The organism is Stenotrophomonas sp. KH_052, from assembly GCF_057838755.1.
This window is the reverse complement of the sequence record NZ_CM174475.1, coordinates 1,262,598-1,286,146: the sequence shown is the minus strand read 5'-3', so window position 1 is coordinate 1,286,146 and position 23,549 is coordinate 1,262,598. Positions and strand designations below refer to the sequence as shown.

General features: G+C 61.7%; 18 protein-coding genes and 1 tRNA gene. 3 read left to right on the top strand and 16 right to left on the bottom strand.

The window, feature by feature from the left end; translation table 11 throughout:
* Positions 1–31: 31 nt before the first annotated feature.
* The gene (locus tag AC3ITW_RS05835) at positions 32–1,888 is read right to left on the bottom strand and encodes an ATP-binding protein (RefSeq protein ID WP_489390142.1); all 1,857 of its coding nucleotides are present in this window, start codon (positions 1,886–1,888) and stop codon (positions 32–34) included.
* A 189-nt stretch (positions 1,889–2,077) separates the two neighbouring features.
* On the bottom strand, positions 2,078–3,454 hold the full coding sequence (radA, locus tag AC3ITW_RS05830; RefSeq protein WP_004148820.1) for a DNA repair protein RadA: 1,377 nt from the start codon (positions 3,452–3,454) through the stop codon (positions 2,078–2,080).
* Between the two features lie 149 nt (positions 3,455–3,603).
* Here radA and AC3ITW_RS05825 point away from each other — a divergent pair, with 149 nt between their 5' ends.
* Positions 3,604–5,664: a putative bifunctional diguanylate cyclase/phosphodiesterase gene (locus AC3ITW_RS05825; RefSeq protein ID WP_489390141.1), complete on the top strand. Its 2,061-nt coding sequence runs from the start codon at positions 3,604–3,606 to the stop codon at positions 5,662–5,664.
* 117 nt (positions 5,665–5,781) lie between these two features.
* Here AC3ITW_RS05825 and cyoD read toward each other — a convergent pair whose 3' ends face one another.
* The 4 genes from cyoD to cyoA are packed head-to-tail and all read right to left on the bottom strand — an operon-like array spanning position 5,782 to position 9,813.
* Complete coding sequence (gene cyoD, locus AC3ITW_RS05820) at positions 5,782–6,123, bottom strand: cytochrome o ubiquinol oxidase subunit IV (RefSeq protein WP_004148769.1); 342 nt, start codon at positions 6,121–6,123, stop codon at positions 5,782–5,784.
* Positions 6,123–6,761: a cytochrome o ubiquinol oxidase subunit III gene (cyoC, locus tag AC3ITW_RS05815; RefSeq protein WP_012510428.1), complete on the bottom strand. Its 639-nt coding sequence runs from the start codon at positions 6,759–6,761 to the stop codon at positions 6,123–6,125. Before cyoC ends, cyoD begins: the two co-directional genes overlap by 1 nt.
* Positions 6,758–8,755, bottom strand: a complete 1,998-nt coding sequence (gene cyoB / locus AC3ITW_RS05810) for a cytochrome o ubiquinol oxidase subunit I (RefSeq protein WP_012510427.1) — start codon at positions 8,753–8,755, stop codon at positions 6,758–6,760. Before cyoB ends, cyoC begins: the two co-directional genes overlap by 4 nt.
* Positions 8,756–8,757: 2 nt before the next feature.
* The gene (gene cyoA / locus AC3ITW_RS05805; RefSeq protein WP_012510426.1) at positions 8,758–9,813 is read right to left on the bottom strand and encodes a ubiquinol oxidase subunit II; all 1,056 of its coding nucleotides are present in this window, start codon (positions 9,811–9,813) and stop codon (positions 8,758–8,760) included.
* A gap of 352 nt (positions 9,814–10,165) precedes the next feature.
* Between cyoA and AC3ITW_RS05800 the strand changes: the two genes are divergently transcribed.
* Complete coding sequence (locus AC3ITW_RS05800; RefSeq protein WP_489390140.1) at positions 10,166–10,801, top strand: GyrI-like domain-containing protein; 636 nt, start codon at positions 10,166–10,168, stop codon at positions 10,799–10,801.
* 13 nt (positions 10,802–10,814) lie between these two features.
* Complete coding sequence (locus AC3ITW_RS05795) at positions 10,815–11,147, top strand: hypothetical protein (protein ID WP_100434233.1); 333 nt, start codon at positions 10,815–10,817, stop codon at positions 11,145–11,147.
* A gap of 169 nt (positions 11,148–11,316) precedes the next feature.
* On the opposite strand, the gene AC3ITW_RS05790 is transcribed toward AC3ITW_RS05795, so the two are convergent.
* The 10 genes from AC3ITW_RS05790 to AC3ITW_RS05745 form a co-directional block, all read right to left on the bottom strand.
* Complete coding sequence (locus AC3ITW_RS05790; protein ID WP_489390139.1) at positions 11,317–14,895, bottom strand: wall-associated protein; 3,579 nt, start codon at positions 14,893–14,895, stop codon at positions 11,317–11,319.
* A gap of 11 nt (positions 14,896–14,906) precedes the next feature.
* Complete coding sequence (locus tag AC3ITW_RS05785) at positions 14,907–16,604, bottom strand: hypothetical protein (protein ID WP_489390138.1); 1,698 nt, start codon at positions 16,602–16,604, stop codon at positions 14,907–14,909.
* 642 nt (positions 16,605–17,246) lie between these two features.
* The gene (locus tag AC3ITW_RS05780) at positions 17,247–17,684 is read right to left on the bottom strand and encodes a hypothetical protein (RefSeq protein WP_489390137.1); all 438 of its coding nucleotides are present in this window, start codon (positions 17,682–17,684) and stop codon (positions 17,247–17,249) included.
* A gap of 372 nt (positions 17,685–18,056) precedes the next feature.
* Positions 18,057–18,737: an RHS repeat-associated core domain-containing protein gene (locus tag AC3ITW_RS05775; protein WP_489390136.1), complete on the bottom strand. Its 681-nt coding sequence runs from the start codon at positions 18,735–18,737 to the stop codon at positions 18,057–18,059.
* Positions 18,738–19,046: 309 nt separating this feature from the next.
* Positions 19,047–19,361 (bottom strand): DUF5076 domain-containing protein, encoded by a 315-nt coding sequence (locus AC3ITW_RS05770; protein ID WP_227417111.1) that lies wholly within the window; start codon positions 19,359–19,361, stop codon positions 19,047–19,049.
* Between the two features lie 7 nt (positions 19,362–19,368).
* Positions 19,369–20,223: an RHS repeat-associated core domain-containing protein gene (locus AC3ITW_RS05765; protein WP_489390135.1), complete on the bottom strand. Its 855-nt coding sequence runs from the start codon at positions 20,221–20,223 to the stop codon at positions 19,369–19,371.
* Positions 20,224–20,664: 441 nt separating this feature from the next.
* On the bottom strand, positions 20,665–21,099 hold the full coding sequence (locus AC3ITW_RS05760) for a hypothetical protein (RefSeq protein ID WP_100434230.1): 435 nt from the start codon (positions 21,097–21,099) through the stop codon (positions 20,665–20,667).
* On the bottom strand, positions 21,096–22,079 hold the full coding sequence (locus AC3ITW_RS05755; RefSeq protein ID WP_100434229.1) for an RHS repeat-associated core domain-containing protein: 984 nt from the start codon (positions 22,077–22,079) through the stop codon (positions 21,096–21,098). Before AC3ITW_RS05755 ends, AC3ITW_RS05760 begins: the two co-directional genes overlap by 4 nt.
* Before the next feature lie 253 nt (positions 22,080–22,332).
* A tRNA-Thr gene (locus AC3ITW_RS05750) sits at positions 22,333–22,408 on the bottom strand.
* 50 nt (positions 22,409–22,458) lie between these two features.
* Positions 22,459–23,463 carry a 2-hydroxyacid dehydrogenase gene (locus AC3ITW_RS05745; protein ID WP_100434228.1) on the bottom strand — a complete coding sequence of 335 codons (1,005 nt, stop codon included), beginning with the start codon at positions 23,461–23,463 and terminating at the stop codon, positions 22,459–22,461.
* Between the last annotated feature and the right edge of the window lie 86 nt (positions 23,464–23,549).

Below are 23,549 nucleotides of genomic sequence, written 5' to 3'. Positions count from 1 at the left end.
CTAGCGAAGGCTGGATGAGAGGGTGTGGTGCTCAGCGCAGCATCTGCTGCAGGGCACCGGCAATATCGGCGAAGGCGCCATTGAGATCCGGGCCTTGCGCGGCGGCCGTGCGGGCCAGCGGACGGCCCTGCGCGGCGACGATGATCTTCAGCGAACGCAACAGGCGTGCAGCGGCTTCGGCCTGCGGATGGCCGTCGCGCTGGGCGCGCAGCAGGGCCTGCACCGCCGGGTTGTCGAGATTGAGGTACAGCCGCGACGGCGCGCGCGACTCGATGCGCGCGGTGAACTGCCGGGCCAGGCGCAGCGCCGCCATCGACACACGCTTGTCGTTCTCGTCGTCTTCCAGCCGCTGCTTCAGTTCGGCTTCGCGGTCAGGCACCACCACCACCGGCAGTGCCTCGGGGCTGAAGCGTGCCGGCAGCAGCTGCTCCCCATCGCCGAGCTGCTCGCGCAGCCATGCCAGCTGCGCCTCATCAAAGCTGTCATCGGTGCGGAACAGCGCGCGGTTGCCCTGCTCGGTGCCGAGTTCGACCAGACGCAACCCCTTGGCCTGGGACCAGCGCCGCAGGAACGGCACCACCGCATAGCGATGGCCGTGCGCCACCGGTACGCCCATTGCGCGGAACAGCATTTCCTCGAAGCCGCCGCCGTTGTCGAGAATCACGTGCACCGCGCCACGCGCCGGCAACGCGCTGGCCGGCAGGTCGCCCTGCGAGGTCGGCACGCGCACATGCTCCAGCAGCAGTTCGAACAGGCGGTCATCACACAGCGCCGCGCCCAGCAGCGCCTCGTTGTGGCGGCTCAGCACGCGCCGCCAGGCTTCCGGCTGCTGCCGCGCGACATCGGCCAGGCCATCGATCAGCGCTTCCAGCAATGCATGCTGCACGGCGCGGTACTGGTCGTCGCGCTGCAGGTCCTCGCGGCTGGCAGTGGGCGTCAGCCGCGAGGATTCAATCACACCGCCGATGAAGCCGGCCCACGGCGGCAGCAGGTCGCGCGCATCGTCGTCCAGCAGCATCCCGCGCACGAACACCGACAGGTTGCGGTTGTCACTGGTGCCGTACGTAGCGCCGTCCTGTACCCACAACATGCCTGTGGCATCGCTGTTGCCATCGGCACGCAACGGCATGGTCACGATGGGCTCGAAGTCGTGCTCGAAGCGCGCCGCGAACTGCAGCGCCTGGCGCCGCGCCTGCACCGGATGCACGGCGACCTCCCCCTGGCCGCGCCACGGCGGCGGCTCAGGGTTGAGCGCCTCGGCCCCGGCACCGATGAAAATCGGCTCGGACAGCAGCGCGCAGTAGCGGCCCAACACTTCGTGCAGGCGCGCTTCGTTGGCCAGCGGCAGGAAATCCGGATGCAGCTCCAGCTCCACCTCGGTACCGACCGCACGCGCCGGCATTTCGCTGACGGTGTACTGCTCGGCGTTGCTGGACACGTACAGGTGCCCCAGCTCCGGCGTCTGGTACGAGGTGGTGCGCACGCTGACCCTGCGCGCCAGCACGAACGCCGACAGGAAGCCGAGGCCGAACATGCCGATCAGGCCTTCATCGTCCTCGCCGCCCTGGCGCAGGCCACGGGTATAGCCAACGCCGACAGTGGCCAGGTAGTCATGGATCTCCTGACGGGTCAGGCCCGCACCGGTATCGCTGATGCGCAGCACGCCAGCAGCGGCATCGACCTGCACCGAAATGCGCGAGGGCACCTCGACGCCAGGCTGTTCAATGCGACGGCGGATGATCGAGTCGTGCGCGTTCTGCACCAGCTCGCGCAGCGCCACCACCGGGGTGGAATACAGGTGCTTGCCCAGCACCGTCATCAGTCCATTGAGATCGACCCCGGCGCGACGAATTTCGGCGTTGGGGGCGGTGAGTGCGGTGTCCTGCATGTAATCGGTTACTCCTGGGCACGGAAAGACGCCAGTGGGCGCCTTCGTCGAGCGGGAAAAACTAGCACAGGGAGGCTGACCGTTGCCGTGTTTGAGGTCGTATTCCAGATCCGCGCCAGTAGCGCCGGGCCATGCCCGGCGGGATGAACGACAACCGTCGCCGGGCATGGCCCGGCGCTACCGGCGCGGTCACGCCGCGTCGATGGCCTCGGACAGGCGCTCCACTGCGATCACTTCCATGCCCTTCACCGAACCACCCTTGGGCGCATTGGCCTTGGGCACGATGGCGCGCTTGAAACCATGGGTGGCGGCCTCACGCAGGCGGTCTTCGCCATTGGGTACCGGGCGGATTTCACCGGACAGGCCGACTTCGCCAAAAGCGATCGTCTTTTCCGCCAGCGGGCGGTCCTGCAGCGAGGACAGAACCGCCAGCAGCACCGGCAGATCGGCCGCGGTTTCCTGCACGCGGATGCCACCGACGACATTGACGAACACGTCCTGGTCGCCGACCAGCACGCCACCGTGGCGATGCAACACCGCCAGCAGCATCGCCAGGCGGTTCTGCTCCAGGCCGACCGCGACACGGCGCGGGTTCGACAGCGGCGAGGCATCGACCAGCGCCTGCACCTCCACCAGCAGCGGCCGCGTGCCCTCGCGGGTGACCATCACGCAGCTGCCCGGCTGGTGGGTGCTGCCACCAGACAGGAAGATCGCCGACGGGTTGGAGACCTCCTTCAGGCCCTTGTCGCCCATCGCGAACACACCCAGCTCGTTGACCGCGCCGAAGCGGTTCTTGAACGCGCGCAGCAGGCGGAAGCGGCTGCCGCTCTCGCCTTCGAAATACAGCACCGCGTCGACCATGTGCTCGAGCACGCGCGGGCCGGCGATGCCGCCCTCCTTGGTCACGTGGCCGACCAGGAACACGGCGGTGCCGGTCTCCTTGGCGAAGCGCACCAGACGCGCCGCGCTCTCGCGGACCTGGCTGACCGAACCCGGCGCGGCGGTCAGGCTCTCGGTCCACAGGGTCTGCACCGAGTCGGCCACGATCAGTCGCGGGCCGCCCTTGGACGCGTGCTGCAGGATCGATTCGACTCCGGTCTCGGCCAGCGCGTTGACGCCGTCCAGCGGCAGTTCCAGGCGATGCGCGCGGCCGGCCACCTGGGCCAGCGATTCCTCGCCGGTGACGTACAGCACCGGCAGCACGGCCGCCATCTTCGCCACCGCCTGCAGCAGCAGGGTCGACTTGCCGATGCCCGGGTCGCCACCGACCAGCACCACCGCGCCCTCGACCAGGCCACCGCCCAGCACGCGATCGAACTCGCCGATGCCGGTAGAGACCCGGCGGTGCTCGGTCTGCTCCACGTCCTTCAGCGCGGTGATCTTCGGCGGGTCGATCTTGCCGGCCCAGCCGGCCCGGCGCGAGGCCGGTGCCTTGGCCGCCGCCGCGCTTTCCAGCACGATTTCCGACAGCGAGTTCCAGGCATTGCACTCGGTGCACTGGCCCTGCCACTTGCTGAATTCGGCGCCGCATTCATTGCAGACGTAGGCGGTGCGGGCTTTAGCCATCGGATGATTTCCAGCAATGGGAACAGGCGTGGCAGGATAGCCGAGCCGGGTCGCAGCTGCTGCGACCGCTCAAGTCCCGCCCACCTGCGCCGATAGGGGTCGCGGGCGTGCGCCTTGCGGGCGCCCCTCCCTCCCCCACTGGATCCGACATGACTGGCAGTTACAGTCAGAGCCTGGTCACCATCTCCCTGCTGGTGGCCATTCTTGCTTCGTACACGGCGCTGGACATGGCCGGCCGGCTGGCCACGGCCGAAGGTCGTGTGGCGCGCTGGTGGCTGGCCGGTGGCGCGGCGGCGATGGGCCTGGGCATCTGGTCGATGCACTTCATCGGCATGCTCGCCTTCGACCTGCCGATCCCGGTCGGCTACGACCTCGGCATCACCCTGTACTCGCTGGCGGTGTCGATCGGTGCTTCGGCCTATGCACTGTGGCTGGTGTCGCGGCCCAGCCTGCCTTGGCGACGGTTGCTGGCCGGGGCGGTGCTGATGGGGCTGGGCATCGCCACCATGCACTACCTGGGCATGGCCGCGATGCGCATGCAGCCGGGTATCGACTATCACCCAGGCTGGTTCGCCGCCTCGATCGCGGTCGCCATCGGTGCCGCCGGCGCCGCGCTATGGATCGCCTTCCGGCTGCGGGCCGAGCAGCGCAACACGCTGCGTCTGCGCGCCCTGGCCTCGCTGGTGATGGGCCTGGCCATCGTTGGCATGCATTACACCGGCATGGCCGCCGCACGTTTCCCTGAAGGCAGCATCTGCGGCGCGGTCGGCAGTGGCGGCATCGACACCCGCTGGCTGGCGGTGCTGGTGATCGTCACCACCGTGGCCACGCTGGGCATCGCCCTGGTCGCCTCGCTGTTCGACCGGCAGATGCGCGTGCGCACCGGCCTGCCGGCCGATTCGCTGGCGCACGCCAACGACAAGCTGATCCAGGCCGCGCTGCATGACCCGTTGACCCAGCTGCCGAACCGCATGCTGCTGCAGGACCGCATCGAGCAGGCTATCGAGAAGGCGCGCCGTCGTGGCCGCGCGGTGGCGGTGATGTTCTGCGACCTGGACGGCTTCAAGGCGGTCAACGATGCCTACGGCCACCAATTGGGCGACCGCCTGCTGGTGGCGGTGGCACAGCGCATCGGCGGCCTGCTGCGGCCGCAGGACACATTCGCGCGCCTCGGCGGCGACGAGTTCGTGATCGTGCTGGCCATCGACATCCCGGACGACGCGGTGGTGGTAGCCGAACGCATCATCGCCGCCGCCGGCGAGCCGTTCACGCTGGATGCGGCCGAACTGCAGGTCAGCGCCAGTCTCGGCATCGCCCTGTACCCGGATGACGCCAGCAACGAGCGCGAACTGATGGCGCACGCCGACGCGGCGATGTACCACACCAAGGAAACCGGCCGTAACGGCTATACCTTCTTCACTCCGTCGATGCAGCTCAGCGCCAACCGCCAGCTGCGCCTGCTGCAGGACCTGCGCAAGGCGATCGCGCGTGACGAGCTGCTGCTGCACTACCAGCCGAAGTTCCCGGCCGCTGGCGCACCGGCTACCGGCGCCGAGGCGCTGCTGCGCTGGCAGCACCCGGAACTGGGCCTGCTGGCGCCGGATGTGTTCATTCCCATCGCCGAGCGCAGCGGCCTGATCCTGCCGATCGGCGACTGGGTACTGGACCGCGCCTGTGCGCAGCTGCGGGCATGGCACGAGGCCGGGCATACGGAATGGTCGATGGCGGTCAACCTGTCGCCGCTGCAGTTCGCCTCGCCGGCGCTGCTGGAGAGCGTGCGCGAGGTGCTGCAGCGGCACCGGATCGAACCGGCGCGGCTGACCCTGGAGATCACCGAGACCACGGCGATGAAGGATGTCGACGCCAGCCTGGCGATCCTCAACGACCTGACCGCGATGGGCGTGCATATCGCCATCGACGATTTCGGCACCGGCTACTCCAGCCTGCTGTACCTGAAGCGGATGCCGGCTACCGAACTCAAGATCGACCGCGCATTCGTGCATGACCTGGAACGCAACGACGAAGACGCCGCCATCGTGTCGTCGATCATCGCGCTGGGCCGCACCCTGCAGCTGCAGGTGGTGGCCGAAGGCGTGGAGACGCAGGCACAGCGTGAGTACCTGAGCGAACTGGGCTGTGACCAGTTGCAGGGTTATCACCTTGGCCGGCCTATGGATGCCGAAGAGTTCCTGCGCCGGGTGGCGGGGTAGAGCCGGCCGCTGGCCGGCTTCCCGCGATTGCCGGCCAGCGGCCGGCACTACCCATTCGCAGGCAAACAAAAAGGCCGCCCGAGGGCGGCCTTTCTGCGTGGCAACGTCGCGAAGACGTCAGTGCATCATGTGCACGTTCATGTTGTGCATGACCCACAGGGTACCGACCACGATGATGCCGATCACCACCACGGTGAAGGCCGCAGCGTTGACGTTCCAGCGGCTTTCCGAAGAGCGGTCCAGGTGCAGGAAGAACACCAGGTGGACCAGCATCTGCAGTACCGCGGTGATCGCGATCACCACACCGTTGACGGTGCGCGAGAAGTCGCCCGACATCACCATCCAGAACGGGATGACGGTCAGCACCACCGCCAGCACGAAGCCGATCAGGTACGACTTCACGCTGCCATGGCTTTCACCGCCGGCGGCATGGTCGTGTGCATGGTTGTCATGTGCCATTACAGCGCTCCATTGAGGTAGACGACGGAGAACACGCCGATCCAGATCAGGTCCAGGAAGTGCCAGAACAGGCTCAGGCACGCCATGCGGGTCTTGTTGGTCGGGGTCAGGCCGTACTTCTTCAGCTGCACGAACATCACCAGCAGCCACAGCAGGCCGGCGCTGACGTGCAGGCCGTGGGTACCGACCAGGGCGAAGAACGCCGACAGGAAGGCACTACGGTCCGGACCATAGCCCTGATGGATCAGGTGCTGGAATTCCCACACTTCCATGCACATGAAGCCGAAGCCCAGCAGCCAGGTGATGCCCAGCCACAGGTACATCTGGCCCATCTGCTTGCGGTGCATGGCAATCATGCCCAGGCCGAAGGTCAGCGAAGAGGTCAGCAGCAGCGCGGTTTCCCATGCCACGAACGGCAGCTCGAACAGGTCCTTCGCGGTGGGGCCGCCATCGGTGCCGCCGGCCAGCACCACGTAGGTGGCGAACAGCGAGGCGAAGATGAGGCAGTCGCTCATCAGGTACACCCAGAAACCGAAGACGGTGTTGCCGCCGGTGTCGTGGTGCTCGTGGTCGTCATGGCCATGGGCCGCCGCTTGCGCGGCGTGCCCGTGGCTCAGGGTCGAGGTATTGGTGCTCATGCCTTCAGCTCCGACTTCACCAGGCCCTGGGATTCCAGGTGCTTGCGGTGTTCGTTCTCGATGCGTTCCACCTCGGCGGCCGGGACCCAGTAGTCCACGTCCTGGTCGAAGGTGCGGTAGATGAACGTGGCGATCATGCCGACGAAGCCGACGATGGCCAGCCACCAGATGTGCCAGATCATCGCGAAGCCGAACACCAGGCTGAAGGCACCGATGACAACGCCCGTGCCGGTGTTGCGCGGCATGTGGATGTCGGTGTACTTGGCCGGCTTCGGCCAGGCTTCACCACGCTGCTTGCGCTCCCAGAAATCGTCCAGCTCGGTGACTTCCGGCAGGCTGCCAAAGTTGTAGAAGGCCGGCGGCGAAGAGGTTTCCCACTCCAGCGTACGGGCATCCCACGGGTCGCCGGTCAGGTCGGCGGTCTTCTTGCGGTCGCGGATCGACACGGCCACCTGGATGATCTGGCACAGGATGCCGGCACCCACGATGAAGGCACCTGCGGCAGCCACCAGCAGCAGCGGCTCGTAGGCCGGGTTGACGGTGCTCTGCAGGCGACGGGTCATGCCCATGAAGCCCAGCACGTACATCGGCATGAAGGTCACGTAGAAGCCGATGAACCAGCACCAGAACGCGCACTTGCCCCAGAACTCATTGAGGCGGAAGCCGAACATCTTCGGCCACCAGTAGGTGATGCCGGCGAACATGCCGAACACCACGCCGCCGATGATGACGTTGTGGAAGTGGGCGATCAGGAACAGGCTGTTGTGCAGCACGAAGTCGATGGCCGGGATCGCCAGCATCACGCCGGTCATGCCGCCGATGGTGAAGGTGACCATGAAGCCGATGGTCCACAGCACGGGCGTGGTGAACTGCACGCGACCGCGGAACATGGTGAACAGCCAGTTGAAGATCTTCACGCCGGTCGGGATCGAGATGATCATCGTCGTGATGCCGAAGAAGGCATTGACGTTGGCACCCGAACCCATGGTGAAGAAGTGGTGCAGCCACACGATGAACGACAGCACGCCGATGCAGGCGGTGGCGTAGACCATGCCCTTGTAGCCGAACAGCGCCTTGCGCGAGAAGGTCGCGATGACTTCGGAGAACACACCGAACGCCGGCAGCACCAGGATATAGACTTCCGGGTGACCCCAGATCCAGATCAGGTTGATGTACAGCATGGCGTTGCCGCCACCGTCATTGGTGAAGAAGTGCGTACCCAGGTAACGGTCCAGGGTCAGCAGCACCAGGGTGATGGTCAGCACCGGGAAGGCCGCGACGATCAGCACGTTGGTCACCAGGGCGGTCCAGGTGAACACCGGCATCTGCATCAGCTTCATGCTGGGGGTACGCATCTTCAAGATGGTGATGAAGAAGTTGATACCGCTCAGCGTGGTACCCAGGCCTGCGACCTGTAGACCCCAGATGTAGTAGTCCATGCCTACGCTTGGACTGTATTCGATGCCCGACAGTGGCGGGAACGCCAGCCAGCCGGTGGCAGCGAACTCACCGATCCACAGCGACAGCATGATCAGCACCGCACCGGACACGAACAGCCAGAAGCTGAGCGAGTTGACGAACGGGAACGCGACGTCGCGCGCACCGATCTGCAGCGGCACGGCCAGGTTCATCAGGCCGGTGATCAGCGGCATCGCCACGAAGAAGATCATGATCACGCCGTGGGCGGTGAAGATCTGGTCGTAGTGGTGCGGCGGCAGGTAACCCTCGGACCCGCCGACGGCGAGCGCCTGCTGGGTACGCATCATGATGGCGTCGGAGAAACCGCGTAGCAGCATGACGAAGGCGACGATGAGGTACATCACGCCGATCTTCTTGTGATCCACCGAGGTGAACCACTCCTTCCACAGATAGCCCCACAGCTTGAACTTGGTGATCAGGGCCATCACGCCCAGGCCACCCAGAACTGCGCCGATCAACGTCGTCAGGACGATCGGATCGTGGGGGATCGACTCAATTGAGAGTTTACCCAACATGTTCATTCTCCCGAACCAGCGTGGCCGGCGTGACCGGCGGCGGCGTGTTCGTCAGCAGTGTGTCCGGCGTGTTCGGCCGGAGCGGCAGCGGCGTCGGCGTGGCCTTCGTGGCCCTCGTGACCCGCATGGGCATCGTGGCCTTCAGCAGCAGCACCGTCGGCCGGGGCCTTGTGCTCGTGCTTCATGCCGTAATGCTTGTTGTCGCCCATGTGCTTGGCCAGGACCCAGTCGAACAGGCCTTCTTCGGTCTTGCCGAAGTAGGTGACCGGATACCACTCGGCGTTGCGCGCATCACCCAGGGCCTTGAACGAAGCCTTGTCCAGGGTCTGATCGCCGGCGCGGACCTGGTCCAGCCACTGGCGGTATTCGGCATCGGTGACCGAGTAGGCGGTGAAGTGCATCTTGGCGAAGCCCGCGCCGCTGTAGTGCGAGGACATGCCCGGGAATTCACCGGTCTCGTTGGCGATCAGATGGAGCTTGGTCTCCATCGCAGCCATCGAGTAGATCATGCTGCCCAGGTGCGGGATGAAGAAGGCATTCATCACCGTATCGGACGTGATCTTGAAGTTCAGCGGCGTGTTGACCGGGAACTTGATTTCGTTGACGACCGCCACCTTCTCTTCCGGATAGATGAACAGCCACTTCCAGTCCAGCGAGATCGCCTCGATGGTGACCGGCTTGACGTCCGATTCCAGCGGCTTGTACGGGTCCAGCGCGTGCGACGAACGCCAGGTCAGGACCGCCAGCACCAGCACGATCATGCAGGGAATGGACCACACCACCACCTCGATCGCCGTCGAGTGGGACCACTTCGGCTCGTAGCGGGCCTTGGTGTTGGAGGCGCGATACTTCCACGCGAAGGTCAGGGTCATGATGATGACCGGGATGACGACCAGCAGCATGAGCACGGTAGCCGTGATCAGCAGGGTCTTCTCATCCTGGCCGATCTGGCCCTTCGGACTGAGGATGGCCACGGCATCGCAGCCGGTGAGCATCACCAGCAACGACAGCAGCAGGCCCGGGCGCAACCAGCGCCCAAGGGTTTTCAACGGAATCATCGGTCGATCCAATTGCGAGGGAATGCCGTTCCCCGTCCTGCCTGTTCCGGCCAAAGCCGGTCCCACCGGTCCGGAAGACAGGCAGGGAGGTGGGGTCGAGTCAGCCTTTCAATTTTAGGCCGTCACGCACCATTTAAGAAAGGCATTGACAATGATCGAGCGCAGGAAAGGCCTGATTCTGACTGCGACACGTTGTCGCACCGCGCAGGCGCGGCGGGCAGGACGCCCGGGGGCGGCATCCTAGCATCCGGTGCTGGCCGGCAGTCCGCCCTCTTTCGGCAAAGTCATCTGAACCTGTTCAGGCGTGCTGGCGGGTGACCGGCATGGGATGCTCGGCGCAGGAGGAAGGCCCGTGGACAAGATCGACTTCAGGAAGCGCGACCGGGCGCTCTATCAACCGCCCACCGGCAAGTTCGTACGGGTCGATGTGCCGCCCCTGCCCTACGTGATGGTCGATGGTCGCGGCGACCCGAACACGGCCCCCGCCTACCTGCAGGACGTGCAGTGGCTGTACTCGGTGAGCTATGCACTGAAGTTCGCGCTGAAGGCCATGGGCCAGGACTACGTGGTGCCACCGCTGGAAGCGCTGTGGAGCGCCGAGGATCCGTCGAGCTTTGTGGCACGCCACAAGGATGAGTGGAGGTGGACGGTGATGATCCGTACGCCGAACGGGATCAGTCCAGAGCAGTTGGAGGCTGCCATCGCCAATGCGGCGAAGAAACTGGGCGAGGTCCCGGCCAGCCTTCGCCATGAAATTCTTGAAGAAGGCCTCTGCCTGCAGACCCTGCATGTGGGTGCCTACGATGACGAGGGCCCGATCCTGGCCCATCTGCACGGCGAACTGATGCCCGCACTGGGTTACACCTTTGCCGGCCCCCATCATGAGATCTACCTGAGCGACCCGCGCAGGACCGGCGCGGCGCGGTTGAAAACCGTGCTGCGGCAGTCGGTGCGCCCGATTGAGCCTGATGAGGAGTCTTGCACGTGACACAAGGAACGCCATGCGCCTGATCAACCGGCTGCTGAACTGGACCACGCTGCCCGCCGGGCGCCGCCTGATGGCCGTGCTGGGTGCTGCGCTGGTGATCGTGCTGGCCTGCAATCCGGCGCTGTCGCCGTTGCTGCCGGTGGTGGATGCGCTCGGGCTGGACGTGCTGATGCTGTTGCTGGGTGCGCAGGTGGTGGCGGTACTGCCTCGGATGCGGGAGCGGGCCGCGCGCGGGACCAGAGTGCTTGCACGCCTGCTGATCGGCGCATCGGCGGGAGCAGCAGGTGGCTATCTCCGGCAGCTCGCGTGGTGGCTGGCACGGGGCGCAGGGATGACGAGGCGTTGATGAAGGCTTGCAGCCTTCGGTGAGGCTGCCGACGCTCGATCGCCTGGACACAAAAAAAGCCCTGGCCTAGGCCAGGGCTTTGCATTATTCACGGAAACCGGAACAAGTTATCGAAAAATCCCTTGAACTCTGCCAAGTAGAAATGCCGGCTTCAACTCAGCAAGCAACCTCATGCGCTTGCATAGAAAACGGCTGACCATGCCGAACAGCCACTGGCATTGCACGCACGCACCTGGAAACTCTGCGTCCCTGCCGGCGGGTTAACCGACTTGACCAGTTTTGAAGCTGTGCGTGCCGGGCCACTGTAGACAACATATCCCGACAACTCATAGTAGGTTGCATCAGCGGCTGCCCCCCAACGAACCGTCACCAGCCACTGGCTCTTGGTAGGGCTATCCCACATGGCATACGCATTTCCAGGAGTCGGGGGGATCCTCAACACGGATACAGTGACTTGAGACGACCATCCGCCACAACCACTGGCATTACACGCCTGAACCCGATAGCTGTAAGCTGCAGATGCCCGTCCAGTGAAGGAACGCAATGTCGCTCCCTCATCGTGAATCAGCATCCAAGCACCGCCGTTGATGCTTTCCTCCAATCTGTAGTGAGTTGCGAACGCCTGAACCGACCAGCTTATTCCATAGTCACCACTAACGTTACTGGAAGGAAGCGACAGCACGGGGCTACCGGCAGGCGGCAAAAGGACCTGAATGGTCGCCACGGGTGAGTAATCGGAGCACCCGCCATCATTGCAGGCCACGGCACGGTACTGATAGGTTCCGTTCGTTCTTCCCGCAACCCCCTGAGAGGTGGCCCCTCCCACATAGAGCAAAGTCCACCCTCCCGCCGGGCTGAGCTCCTCCAGCCGATAGCTTGTTGCCGCAGCAACAGATGGCCAACCGATCGTATAGATGCCATCGGTAGAGTTGACCGGCACAGTGAGCGTTGGCGCGGATGTCGGCGGAAGCACCACTCTGACATTGCCCTCTCCCCCAGCCGCGCCGCACCCACTAGCATTGCACGCACTCACCCGATACGAATAATTTCCAGCAGAGCGCCCGCCTATTCCCAGGTATAGGGCCGAAGAGCTTCCAAGCTGCGTCCAAGCGGCTCCCGCCACCCGCTCTTCAACGCGGTAGCTGGTCGCACCAGCCACTGCAGTCCATGACACGTTGAACGCGCCGGACGTCGACAACGCAGGCACAGATATGCTGGGAATACCGGAGGGTACGACCTTCACGGCCACAGTCGCGACCGGCGACCATCCACCGCAAACCGACTGACGGCACGCACGAACGCGATAGCTCCAGTATCCTGCGGCCTTTGCCGTCATGCCCTCGGAGCGCCCAGAGCCGGTGTAACCCACCCGCCACGCTCCGCCATCAACCTGCTCCTGCAGTTCGAAGCGCGTGGCCGTCACAATGTCGCTCCAGCTGACAACAAAAGTGCCATCCGCGCTATAGGTCGGCACCTCGAGCACCGGTGCAGCGGGGGCTGTAGAAGCACTCACCTGAGCAACGAGGCTTCCATTCAGATGGACATACTCGATCACATTCGCGGTGCGCTGATTGTCCTGGCGTCTCAGCACGCCATCCACACCGTACATGGAAACGATATCTCCGCCACCGGGCAACGAGGATACTGTCCGACGCCCATGCCCATCATATCGATATACCTCCTTTCCGACCGCAGCGCGCAGACGATTCCCGTAGTCGAACTGAAATACCTGCCCGTTCCTGTTGGCCAGATTTCCCTGGACATCGTAGGAAAGCCCGATGACCGTGGCACCAGAATCGCTGACCACATTGCTCAAGCGGTTGCTCGAGTCGTACCAGTAGTGATGCTTCCTCACGCCACCCAAGCTGACAGAACGCAGATTGTCAGCGGCGTCAAAACCGTATGAGATATCCCCGGTACCGCCAAAGGAGGGGGATACGGCCCTGGTCAAGCGATCCAGTCCATCGTAGCTCATGACGCGGGTCCTGGAGGCGTCGATGGAATCAACAATATCCGCAACGTTCCCCGCTTTGTCATAGTGGTATGCATTGCCAAGAACAGCATCCTCGTTCACCCGCTCCGGAAGTTGGCGGGCATTCTGATGCATCTCATGCACAACGCCATTTCCGTAGACAAATCTCCTCATTCCACCATTTGGATAATAAGTCACCCCATTCGCATAAGGGCCAGCTCTAGTCGGCTGACCGAGTCCGTTTGGCGCATAGTCCACGTACATCCCGCTGGGATAGTAGACCCCAGCCAGCGAGCCGTTTCCATCATATGCATAGCCCAGCGTCCAGCTGTAGCTTCCCGCTTGCTGGGCGGATTCTGCGATCAACAAACGGCGCTTGTTGTAGCTGTAGCTATTGATCACAGGTGACGACGAAGTGGAGTCCTGCGTCGTGATCCTGCTCGGTCTGCCGTCGGGTGTGTAGCTCCAGACCTGATTTCCGTTTCCATCGGGAAATGTCAGGGTCGACAGCCTGTTGCGGTTGTCATAGGCTCGCGCTACCCGACGCGAAACAACGCCGAGAGAATTGCCTTCGAGTTCGCACGGAACGGATGGGGGCAGGCCCGCCGCACTCCATGCAGGGTTTCCCGCCCCATCGTAGCCAAACAACGTCGTTCCGCTCTCGGGCTCGACACTGGCGCAGAGCTCCTGCGCGGAGTTGTAGCGGTAAAGCCGGCTTATCTGAACACCTCCAGTTTCAGCACCGCGAGTGATAGCGGTGGGCTTTCCAAGAGCATCCCGGCTGATCGTGGTGACAACGCCTTCAGGCTGAAGTATCCGGACCGGCAGCTCATAGGATGGCTGGTCGAACACTTGATACCAGGTTCGAACCTCGCTTCCCCTCGCATTGCGCTGCAAGGTGTATATACCCGAAGCATCCTTTAGATAGGCCGTGGTCGACATCAGAACGCCCAACTCCGAATCTTGCGCCACGCCGACTGTTCGCCCCAATCCGTCATAGCTGGTCCAGACCCCCTGCGAGGGGTTGCTGTCAGCGGAGGGATACGAGGCAAATACCACGCGCCCCTCATGATCGTACTCGAAGCCGCTGAAGCGCTGCGTTCCCGCAACATTGTTCGCGTCATACTCGACCATCAACAAGGGTTGCCACAAGCCATCAAAATAGGTCACACGACGACCATTGCCCGTACTTGTCTGCTGCCGCCAGTGCCCTGGATCGATGCCGTACTCGCTGGTCTGGACCTGTACGAAGGCCTGTGAAAGTCCTGCCCATGCAACGGCATCGTCACCAGGGTAGGCAATACTCTCCAGACGACCCATAGGATCGTAGCCGTAGCGCGTGACATGGCCATTCTCATCAGCAACCTGGGTGATCCACCCATGTCCACTGACGACTGCCGATTGCGATGTTCCATCAGCATAGGTAATGACTTGCGGGATCCCCAACTTCCAGCCACCAAATGCCGTGGTGTTTCCATTGCCATCCGTGGAGGTTGCAATGGTGCCGTTGGCATTATAGGAAAGCGACCACGCAATCTTCCCAGAATTCCAGCGTTTTTCGGGAGCAGCCAAAGCTGGACTGAATGAAGTCTGCTCAAGGACCAATCCATCGACTGACCGGCTGGAGACCTGCCCCAGAACCCAACGCGCGCTATCGTCGAAGTACGTTGTGACTTCAGTTCGAGAAAAACTCTGCCCACAAACATTCAACGACAGCATCAGCAGTGAAGATGCTGCCATGAGCTGGCCGCTGCGCCATGCGATCTTCTTGATCATTTTGATTCCCTTCAAGGCGCAACACCACTGGATCGGGTAACGGACACTGGCCGTGCCAATATGTCGTACTGATTGACGATGTGCCTGAAAACCTCACCATCCTGACGAATCGTGGTGGACAGCAATGGCGTCCAGCGCTCACTGATCAGCTTATTGCTGCGCGGGGTCCGATCAAGACCCACCGAGCGCCAAGGATAGGGGCTGGCGGATTCAACTGGAGGAGAGATCGCGTAAGCATAGTCAACCGATCGCAGCAACGCCCCGGTTCCCGCTGCGAAATACTCCTCACGCAATGTAAGATTCTCGTCACCACCATAGCGGTTACTGAATATGAGGCGACGACGAGATCCATCCGGGGATATCTGGTCGGCCCAGACAGTTCCCGGACATCCGCCCGTGCAGTCCTCATCCCAACTAGAGTTTCCCTCGGAGTACTGGAAAAGCCAGGATCTACTGGGAAGACCCGGCCCTGAGACGACCTTGGACGTTATCGCAAATGACCAGCTATCTTTTGGTACGTCCGCATACAGCGCACCGCCTCCGAAGTAAGACCAGCACGACTTCGGCACATTGGATCGACCGGAGTGCAATGGCATCACGGTATACAGAGCGCTCGCTCCGGAAGGAGATGTGATACGTCCAGACTTGGCGACTCCAGACAGGCCACCAACTGGCGCGCGCCCGCTACAGTTTCCTGAGGATGTCGTCAGGGATGCAATCTGCGAATCAGGAAGATCACCCAGCGCGAACGTCCACGCGCTGCCGTCAGGCAAACCAACGCGCGTTAGCGCTCCATTCGCATAGCCATAGCTCCATGTTCGACTTCCCGAATCACTGATGGCCGACACCGAAGTGACGTTCACCCCATCGTTCTGCAAAGAAACACTTCGTCCATCACTGGCTGAAATGGAAGTCAAAAGGCCGCCACTGTAGGTGTACTGCAAAGAGTTCCCAAAGCGATCCTCGATACGACTGACAAGCATGCTTGCGTATTTTCGCGGAAGCGCACCTGGGCCTGGCGCCCCTACACTTGGCGCATCCTGATAGACAAGATAGTCAAACCAGTAGCGTGTACCATCAGGCGCAGTTCCTAGAAAGGCTTCGCCTGGCTCGCCATTGGAGGTTCCTGGAAGGCAGGAGACGAGCCAGTTGCTTTTGGTTCTGGCAACGTGCGCCGGGGCTCCCATCGGCGATTGATTGATTCGTCCCAGCACGGCCTCCTCCTCCCCGCGATCAGTCACCAGCTGATACCCCCCCCACCAGGTCGACGTCTCGATTGGCAAGTCCTTGAGCGGGATGACCGGACCGGGACTGCTCATCTGCGTGCATCGCGCATTGCTGGCTGCCCCCACCTGCCATCCACGCGGGCTGCTGCTTGAGACCGCAAAATCTTTGGCGCTTGCGAGCGTTTTCAGGCGCGGAATTACCAGCTCCCATTCCCCCATCCTGTTACCAGAAGTGTCAGTTAATCTATGCGTCCGACCGCCAACACCGAATGTCCGCGCGATTCGGATCGCGGGGCCCGTTCCGATCAGCTCAAGATCCACTTGGCGGAATGAGAGCGCTCCACTGCGCGGGCTGATTTCCTCGCCGAACGTTGATTCGGCTTCAATTCTCTGGGCAGCTGCCAAGTAGCGCTGATACTCCAGGTCAGGAGTGACATTCTGCCCTTGAGCAACAGGCGCCCCCCCGGCCAGCAAGACCAACAACAGCCCTGCATCCGGGATCCGCAGCAGGCATGCCCACCAACTGTTCCTTGAACACATCTGTATCGCCCCCTTTTTGACGAAACCCACGCATGACCCGACCACAATCGGGCTCTACCCAACGTTCTGGATACTTCGGTTCTCAGATGCATGGCAGCAGGCCAATACCGCCGGCAACACACGGTTCAGCCAAGCGACCACTGCACCCGACTTCCGAATTCAATATCCAAACCCCCTGAAGCGGGTAGGCACACCGCCTGCAGCCCCCCCCAAACATGATCACCCTTCCAATCCATGAAAGAGCCTTGGAGCAAGGCTCGGTATTCATAGCACAGGAACGGGGATCAAGGAATTCCAACGCGGCAGTTGATCCAAAGAATTCATCTGCACCGGCTTTTGCGCGAGGCACCGAGCACTTGAGAAGCAGGAAAAAGCACATGAGCGAACCGGGATACTCGACAATCCCGGGTTGCCAGCCATGGGCTGGCATTAGTAGCACGCGCCTCTTCCGAACATGCGCCGACCAGGATCTGCATCACGCCCTTGCTCTCCGAACTGGACTGCGGCGCAACAAGCGAAGCCTGGAAAGCGGACCAACCGACCCGATCATGCTCGGCATGCATGACTCACCTCGTGACCGCTATTTCACATGGTGGGCTGGACTACTTCCATCAGGGATCCAACCGAAATGTCTGTCTGCCTGGAAAACTCGATCGAATCAAAGACCGCAAACTCCGCAATCGACTTCAACTCATCACTAAGTGCAGAGCACTGCATTGCACTCTTGGGCTCAGCGACAAGTGTATAGCGCGCGCCGTTCCAATCGTATACGTACAGACCACGACAAGCCATGTCCAGAAAATCGTCGGGTCGCGGGACCATCACACGCAAGTTAACATCTGCGATCACTGGCAACGCCATCAGTAAAGATTCTATTACACGCAAATCAACGACATCCCCCGCTAAAATCGCACTGGGAACTTCCCCCTGGCCAGCAGTAACAAAGGCCGCAACCGCGCCGAATCTATCCACTCCCAGCCATGCGCAATCAACACCATCTGGATAGGACTGCTGCTTGTTCATTTTTTAAGTTCATCCGTCTGGAATTTGGTTGCCTTTGGGAAGGCTGCGCGGCCGTACTCTGCTTCACAGCCTGCGCAGACAGGAACTTCAGCACCAGTTCTCGGCCTAATTGCTTCGGTAAACCTAATATCGGCCTTGTTGCCGCCCAACGCCTTCGCGACGTGCCCCTCGGCACATGTTCCTCCACCACAAGCACGGGCAGCAACTTCCCCTGTTCTTACGTTGTAACCAGCAGTCACTGTTGCTGGCGCTTGGCCTTTGAGCGGCGCCAACTCTCCCGCCAAGGCATTACGTGCAGCACGCGCCTCTGCCAGAGTTTCAGCCCCTGCGCGACGACCCGAACCAGCCCCCATCGCTGCACCGGAAACAACGTCAAGGGCAGTTCAAGGGCAGTTCAAGGGCAGCAGCGAGTGCATTCGCAGCTCCTCTGCCAATCGCATAGTCGATGTTTGCTGAGTTTCCGTTCATTCCTCCAAATGTCTGCGGAGTCAGATCTACCTGCTGTCGTTGGACAAGACTCGGGGTCGCGAGAAAGTTGCCCGCCATGCCGCCTATGAAGCCACGTGCTGCATCTATAGCATCACGCCCATCAGGATCCTTGAACTTGTACGGATTGCCGTTCCCATACCGATACCGGTTGAACTGCCCCACAGGCTGCTCATACGCCGTCACAGGATCCACTGACAGAAACACCCCCAACTGTGGATCCATGTACCGCTGCTGCATGTAGCTCAAGCCGGTAGCCGAGTCGCTCGCATGGCCGGTATACCCCGGCCCGTCCGTGACCTGTCCACCCACCACGGCACCGTACGGCTCGTAGTCATAGTGCTTGATCACGTTGCCATTGGCATCGCTCTCAGCTACGACCGAGCCAAGGGGGTCCGTGTGAATGTAGGTGACCGTCGTCTGGGCGATAGCGGATGGCGACAGGCCAAGGCCGATCAGCAGCACGCAGCACAGCCAGGTGCCTGATGCCCCCAGCTTCCGAATTCGATCTTCAAATCCCCTCAAGCGGGTAAACACACCGCCTGCAACTCCCCCGAACCTGCGCATCCTTCCAATCCCTGAAAGAGCCTTGGAGCAAGGCTGGAATTCATAGCACAGGAATGGGCGGCTGCGGTTACCAGGTCAGGAACTGTGCGAGGAGCTAAGCGCCAGGGAAGCCGGAGGGGCGAGTAGACCGCGAGACTCGGAAATCCAGGGCTGCCAGCCATGGGCTGGCACTACTGCGGCCGGCATTCCGCCGGGCATGGCCCGGCGCTACCAGAGCACAAAAAAAGCCCCGACCAAGGCCGGGGCTTTTCTACAACTGGTGCCGGAAACAGGAGTCGAACCTGCGACCTACGCAGCCACGACCATCACTTAATGACGATCGATGAAACCACCTTTGATTGCAGGTGAATTTTTGCCAAGCTCATTATTGAAGCACTCCTGTATCTCACGAAGGGAGGCATGCGCATCAGCACCGTACCCGGTTTCCAGCGCGTTCGCCAGATGCCGTGCAACGTCTGCCAAAATTCTTCCCCAGGCCCTTTCTTCAGGCACTTCAAACTGCTCCCTATACATTCCAACCTTCATAGAACAATGCAGCCCTTTTGCTGCAATCCAGACACGCAGCATCTCTACTGCATTCTCATCCTCGAAGGCTGCATCCGGAATGGGGCGTTCATTGATCACTTAGACGCTACCTCTCTGGCGGCCTGATATTTCGCTCCTCCCATCGAGGGGGAGCTACCTCATTTCGTTTGTTATCCAAATTTTCTTTGCCACCTCGATCATTTATGGCCTGCTGCTCTTGGTTCTGACGACCCGTCCTGTCACCTTTAGAATAGCTTCCAATTCTCTCAGCGCCACTTCGGTCCCTTCCGTCGGAAGTATCGCGCTGCCTCCGCCCCATGTCATCCGTTGATCCGATGTAATCTTTGCCGGACTGGGTCTTGGATCCGTCTACGCAGTAGATGCAGCCTTCGGAACTATCTGCATCACCAGGCTGTGCAGACGTGCCAGCATCGCTCGTTGAATCTGCGGCCTCATTTCTTTGGAAAAGCCTTTTTATGCCTCGATCTATCGCTTGTCCTGCCTGCTGACGTTGCTCAGGCGTCGTACCCAGATAGTAGACCGTGGCAACTACAAGCGGACCGACTACAACCGGTGCAAGGATAGTCGGGTTGCGCCCATCAGGATCCGTGAACTTGTACGGATTGCCGTTCGCATATCGATATCGATTGAACTGCCCCACTGGCTGCTCATACGCCGTTACCGGATCTACCGACAGGAACACCCCCAACTGCGGATCCATGTACCGCTGCTGCATGTAGCTCAGCCCGGTGGCCGCATCGCTCACATGACCGGTATACCCCGGCCCGTCCGTGACCTGACCACCTACTACGGCACCGTACGGCTCGTAGTCATAGCGTCTGATCACGTTGCCGTTGGCATCGCTCTCGGCTACGACCGAGCCCAAGGCGTCCGTGTGGATGTAGGTGACCGTCTCCTGGGCGATTGCGGCTGGCGACAAGCCAAAGCCGATCAGCAGCACGCAGCACAGCCAAGCGCCTAATGCTCCCGACTTCCGAATTCGACCCTCAAATCCCCTGAAGCGGGTCGACACGCCGCCTGCAGTTCCCCCGAACCTGTGCATCCTTCCAATCCCTGAAAGAGCCTTGGAGCAAGGCTGGGTATTCATAGCACAGGAATGGCCGGCTGCGGTTGCCAGGTCAGGAACTGTGCGAGGAGCTAAGCGCCTGGGAAGCCGGAGGGGCGAGTAGACCGCGAGACTCGGAAATCCTGGGCTGCCAGCCATGGGCTGGCACTACTGGAGCTGCCGGCCAGCGGCCGGCACTACCGGAGCACAAAAAAAGCCCCGACCAAGGCCGGGGCTTTTCATTACAACTGGTGCCGGAAACAGGAGTCGAACCTACGACCTACGCCACAACGACTCGCCTATCGAACGGCGGCACCAGGCATTCAGCGGTCAAGCTTAACACCTCTCGTCGTCAGCGGGCGAGCGGGAGAAGAAGACTGCATCGCCTTCTTGAGCAAAAATTTCCGCAACTATCAGCGGATCACTCTTGGAAAGGTCATACGGGCAGAACACTTCCGCACAATACCCATCCCGATGCTCCAAGAACACTTTAACCGCATCGAGACCAGAATCATCATTCTGCGGCAACCATACATTGGAAGCTATGCCGTATGCGATCGCACAATCCTTCCGCTCCTGCAGCGCCAACTGAAGCAGCCTCATCCGACCTGCGGCGCCTCCACCATTCATCTTGACGCCCGTATGCACCATATCTCCAGTAGAGGCAAGGTAAACTCCAAATGGGTGAAACTCTCCATGCTCTACAAGCATCTTTCTGGCGAAATTCAGCATGTCTTCGAGTATTCTCTCGACCTGTTCTTTGGGCGTCATCTTTTAGGTCCTAAGTCATCTCGTCGAACAATTGTTGACTGCCGTTCCACCGTAGAACTTACCTTAGTATTTGCGCCCGTGACGACAACATGCTCTCGCCCAGTCGCCTGAGCATGTTCCCGCTGCGCTCTGAGTTGCGACGAATCAGACAATCGTTTTGTATCCTTAATTTCGCCAACCTGTCGAGAATTCTTGAAATCAGGAATTGTCGCCCCGTGCGAGGTCAGCGCCTTTTCCGTGTTCTTGACTTCACCAATCGCTCCAAGAACTCTTGCTTCCGACGCTACCCCTCGTGCCATCGCGCCAGCGCCATCACCCACGATGGGGACCAGGCCAACGGCTGCGGCAGCTATGTTGATAGCAGAAGGATCTTGAACTGCAGTAATCGCACCCTTGACGTCACCGACGATAGGGGTGAAGTCCGCGACCATCGAGGCTGCTTCACGGAACGCCTGTCTAGTTTCAGGCTTCGTCCAGTCCGTTTCGTAGACCGAACGCGGCAGACTCTGCCGCCCATCCGGATCCTTGAACTTGTAAGGATTTCCATTGGCATACCGGTACCGATTGAACTGCCCCACTGGCTGCTCATACGCCGTCACCGGGTCCACCGACAGGAACACACCCAACTGCGGATCCATGTACCGCTGCTGCATGTAGCTCAGCCCGGTGGCCGCATCGCTCACATGCCCGGTATACCCCGGCCCGTCCGTGACCTGATCACCCACCAGAGCCCCGTAGGGCTCATAGTCGTAGCGCTTGATCACATTGCCGTTGGCATCGCTCTCGGCGACAACCGAGCCCAAGGCATCCGTGTGGATGTACGTGACTGTCGTCTGTGCCATTGCGGCTGGCGACAGGCCAAGGCCAATGAGCAGCACGCAGCACAGCCAGGCGCCCAATGCCCCCAGCTTCCGAATTCGATTTTCAATTCTCCTGAAGCGGGTCGACACACCGCCTGCAGTTCCCCCGAACCTGCTCATCCTTCCAATCCTTGAAAGAGCCTTGAAGCAAGGCTGGGTATTCATAGCACAGGAATGACCGGCTGCGGTTGCCAGGTCAGGAACTGTGCGAGGAGCTAAGCGCCTGGGAAGCCGGAGGGGCGAGTAGACCGCGAGACTCGGAAATCCTGGGCTGCCAGCCATGGGCTGGCACTACTGGAGCTGCCGGCCAGCGGCCGGCACTACCGGAGCACAAAAAAAGCCCCGACCAAGGGCCGGGGCTTTTCATTACAACTGGTGCCGGAAACAGGAGTCGAACCTGCGACCTACGCATTACGAATGCGCCGCTCTACCAACTGAGCTATTCCGGCGGAGCCCGCGATTTTACGGGCTGGGCGCCCCGGCGGTCAATCCATCCGGCTCAGCCCGCCTCTACCCGGTTGGCGCATACCCGCCCAGCCGCGAAATCCTGCAGATTCCCCAGCGTGATCGCCGAGATCTCCTGCAGTGCCTCCACCGTGAAGAAGCCCTGGTGGCCGGTCACCAGCACGTTGGGGAAGGTCATCAGGCGCTGGAAAGCCTCGTCGTCGATGATCTCGCCGGAAAGGTCCTGGAAGAACAACGCGCTCTCCTGCTCGTACACATCGATGGCCAGATGACCCAGCCGGCGCGACTTCAGCGCGCGGATCACCGCATGGGTATCGACCAGCCCGCCACGCGAGGTGTTGACCAGCATCGCGCCCGGCTTCATCCGCGCCAGTGATGCATCATTGATCAGGTGATGGGTCTCAGGCGTCAGCGGGCAATGCAGCGACACGATGTCGGCGCGGGCCAGCAGTTCACCCAGCCTCACCATCTCGCCCACACCCGCGAAGGCCGCCGACGGATACGGGTCGTGCCCCAGCACAGTGCAGCCCATGCCCTTGAAAATGCGCGCAGTAGCCAGGCCGATCTTGCCGGTGCCGACGATGCCGACCGTGCGGCCATGCAGGGTGCGTCCGAGCAGGCCATCCAGCATGAAGTTGCCCTCGCGCACACGGTTGTAGGCACGATGGGTCTGCCGGTTGAGGGTCATCACCAGTGCCAACGCATGCTCGGCCACCGCCTCCGGGGAATAGGCCGGTACGCGTGCGACGAACAGATCCAGCGCTTTCGCGGCTGCCAGGTCCACATTGTTGAAGCCGGCGCAGCGCAGCAGTACGGCCCGCACGCCCAACGCATGCAGCGCGCGCAGAACCGGCGCGTCGAGACGGTCATTGACGAACACGCATACGGCTGCGCAATCCTGCGCCAGCGCGGCCGTGTGCACGTCCAGCGCCACATCGAAGTACACGAACGCAAAGCCGTCCCCAGCCGCATCGCGCTGGTTCGCCTCATCAAGGAAACGACGGTCGTAGGGACGGGCACTGAAGACGGCGATCTGCATGGACGGGCCTGGGTGGAATGGCATACCGACCATACCGCAGCAGCACCCGCGTTGGGATGGCACCGGCGATGCCTTCATCGCCGGTG

What these genes read in the sequence shown, in the direction of transcription:
- cyoD (WP_004148769.1), bottom strand. Translation starts at nt 6,123, where the DNA reads ATGGCACATGACAACCATGCACACGACCATGCCGCCGGCGGTGAAAGC.
- cyoC (WP_012510428.1), bottom strand. Translation starts at nt 6,761, where the DNA reads ATGAGCACCAATACCTCGACCCTGAGCCACGGGCACGCCGCGCAAGCG.
- AC3ITW_RS05790 (WP_489390139.1), bottom strand. Translation starts at nt 14,895, where the DNA reads ATGATCAAGAAGATCGCATGGCGCAGCGGCCAGCTCATGGCAGCATCT.
- AC3ITW_RS05825 (WP_489390141.1), top strand. Translation starts at nt 3,604, where the DNA reads ATGACTGGCAGTTACAGTCAGAGCCTGGTCACCATCTCCCTGCTGGTG.
- AC3ITW_RS05755 (WP_100434229.1), bottom strand. Translation starts at nt 22,079, where the DNA reads ATGAGCAGGTTCGGGGGAACTGCAGGCGGTGTGTCGACCCGCTTCAGG.
- AC3ITW_RS05760 (WP_100434230.1), bottom strand. Translation starts at nt 21,099, where the DNA reads ATGACGCCCAAAGAACAGGTCGAGAGAATACTCGAAGACATGCTGAAT.
- AC3ITW_RS05780 (WP_489390137.1), bottom strand. Translation starts at nt 17,684, where the DNA reads ATGAACAAGCAGCAGTCCTATCCAGATGGTGTTGATTGCGCATGGCTG.
- cyoA (WP_012510426.1), bottom strand. Translation starts at nt 9,813, where the DNA reads ATGATTCCGTTGAAAACCCTTGGGCGCTGGTTGCGCCCGGGCCTGCTG.
- AC3ITW_RS05745 (WP_100434228.1), bottom strand. Translation starts at nt 23,463, where the DNA reads ATGCAGATCGCCGTCTTCAGTGCCCGTCCCTACGACCGTCGTTTCCTT.
- AC3ITW_RS05795 (WP_100434233.1), top strand. Translation starts at nt 10,815, where the DNA reads ATGCGCCTGATCAACCGGCTGCTGAACTGGACCACGCTGCCCGCCGGG.
- AC3ITW_RS05835 (WP_489390142.1), bottom strand. Translation starts at nt 1,888, where the DNA reads ATGCAGGACACCGCACTCACCGCCCCCAACGCCGAAATTCGTCGCGCC.
- radA (WP_004148820.1), bottom strand. Translation starts at nt 3,454, where the DNA reads ATGGCTAAAGCCCGCACCGCCTACGTCTGCAATGAATGCGGCGCCGAA.
- cyoB (WP_012510427.1), bottom strand. Translation starts at nt 8,755, where the DNA reads ATGTTGGGTAAACTCTCAATTGAGTCGATCCCCCACGATCCGATCGTC.
- AC3ITW_RS05775 (WP_489390136.1), bottom strand. Translation starts at nt 18,737, where the DNA reads ATGCGCAGGTTCGGGGGAGTTGCAGGCGGTGTGTTTACCCGCTTGAGG.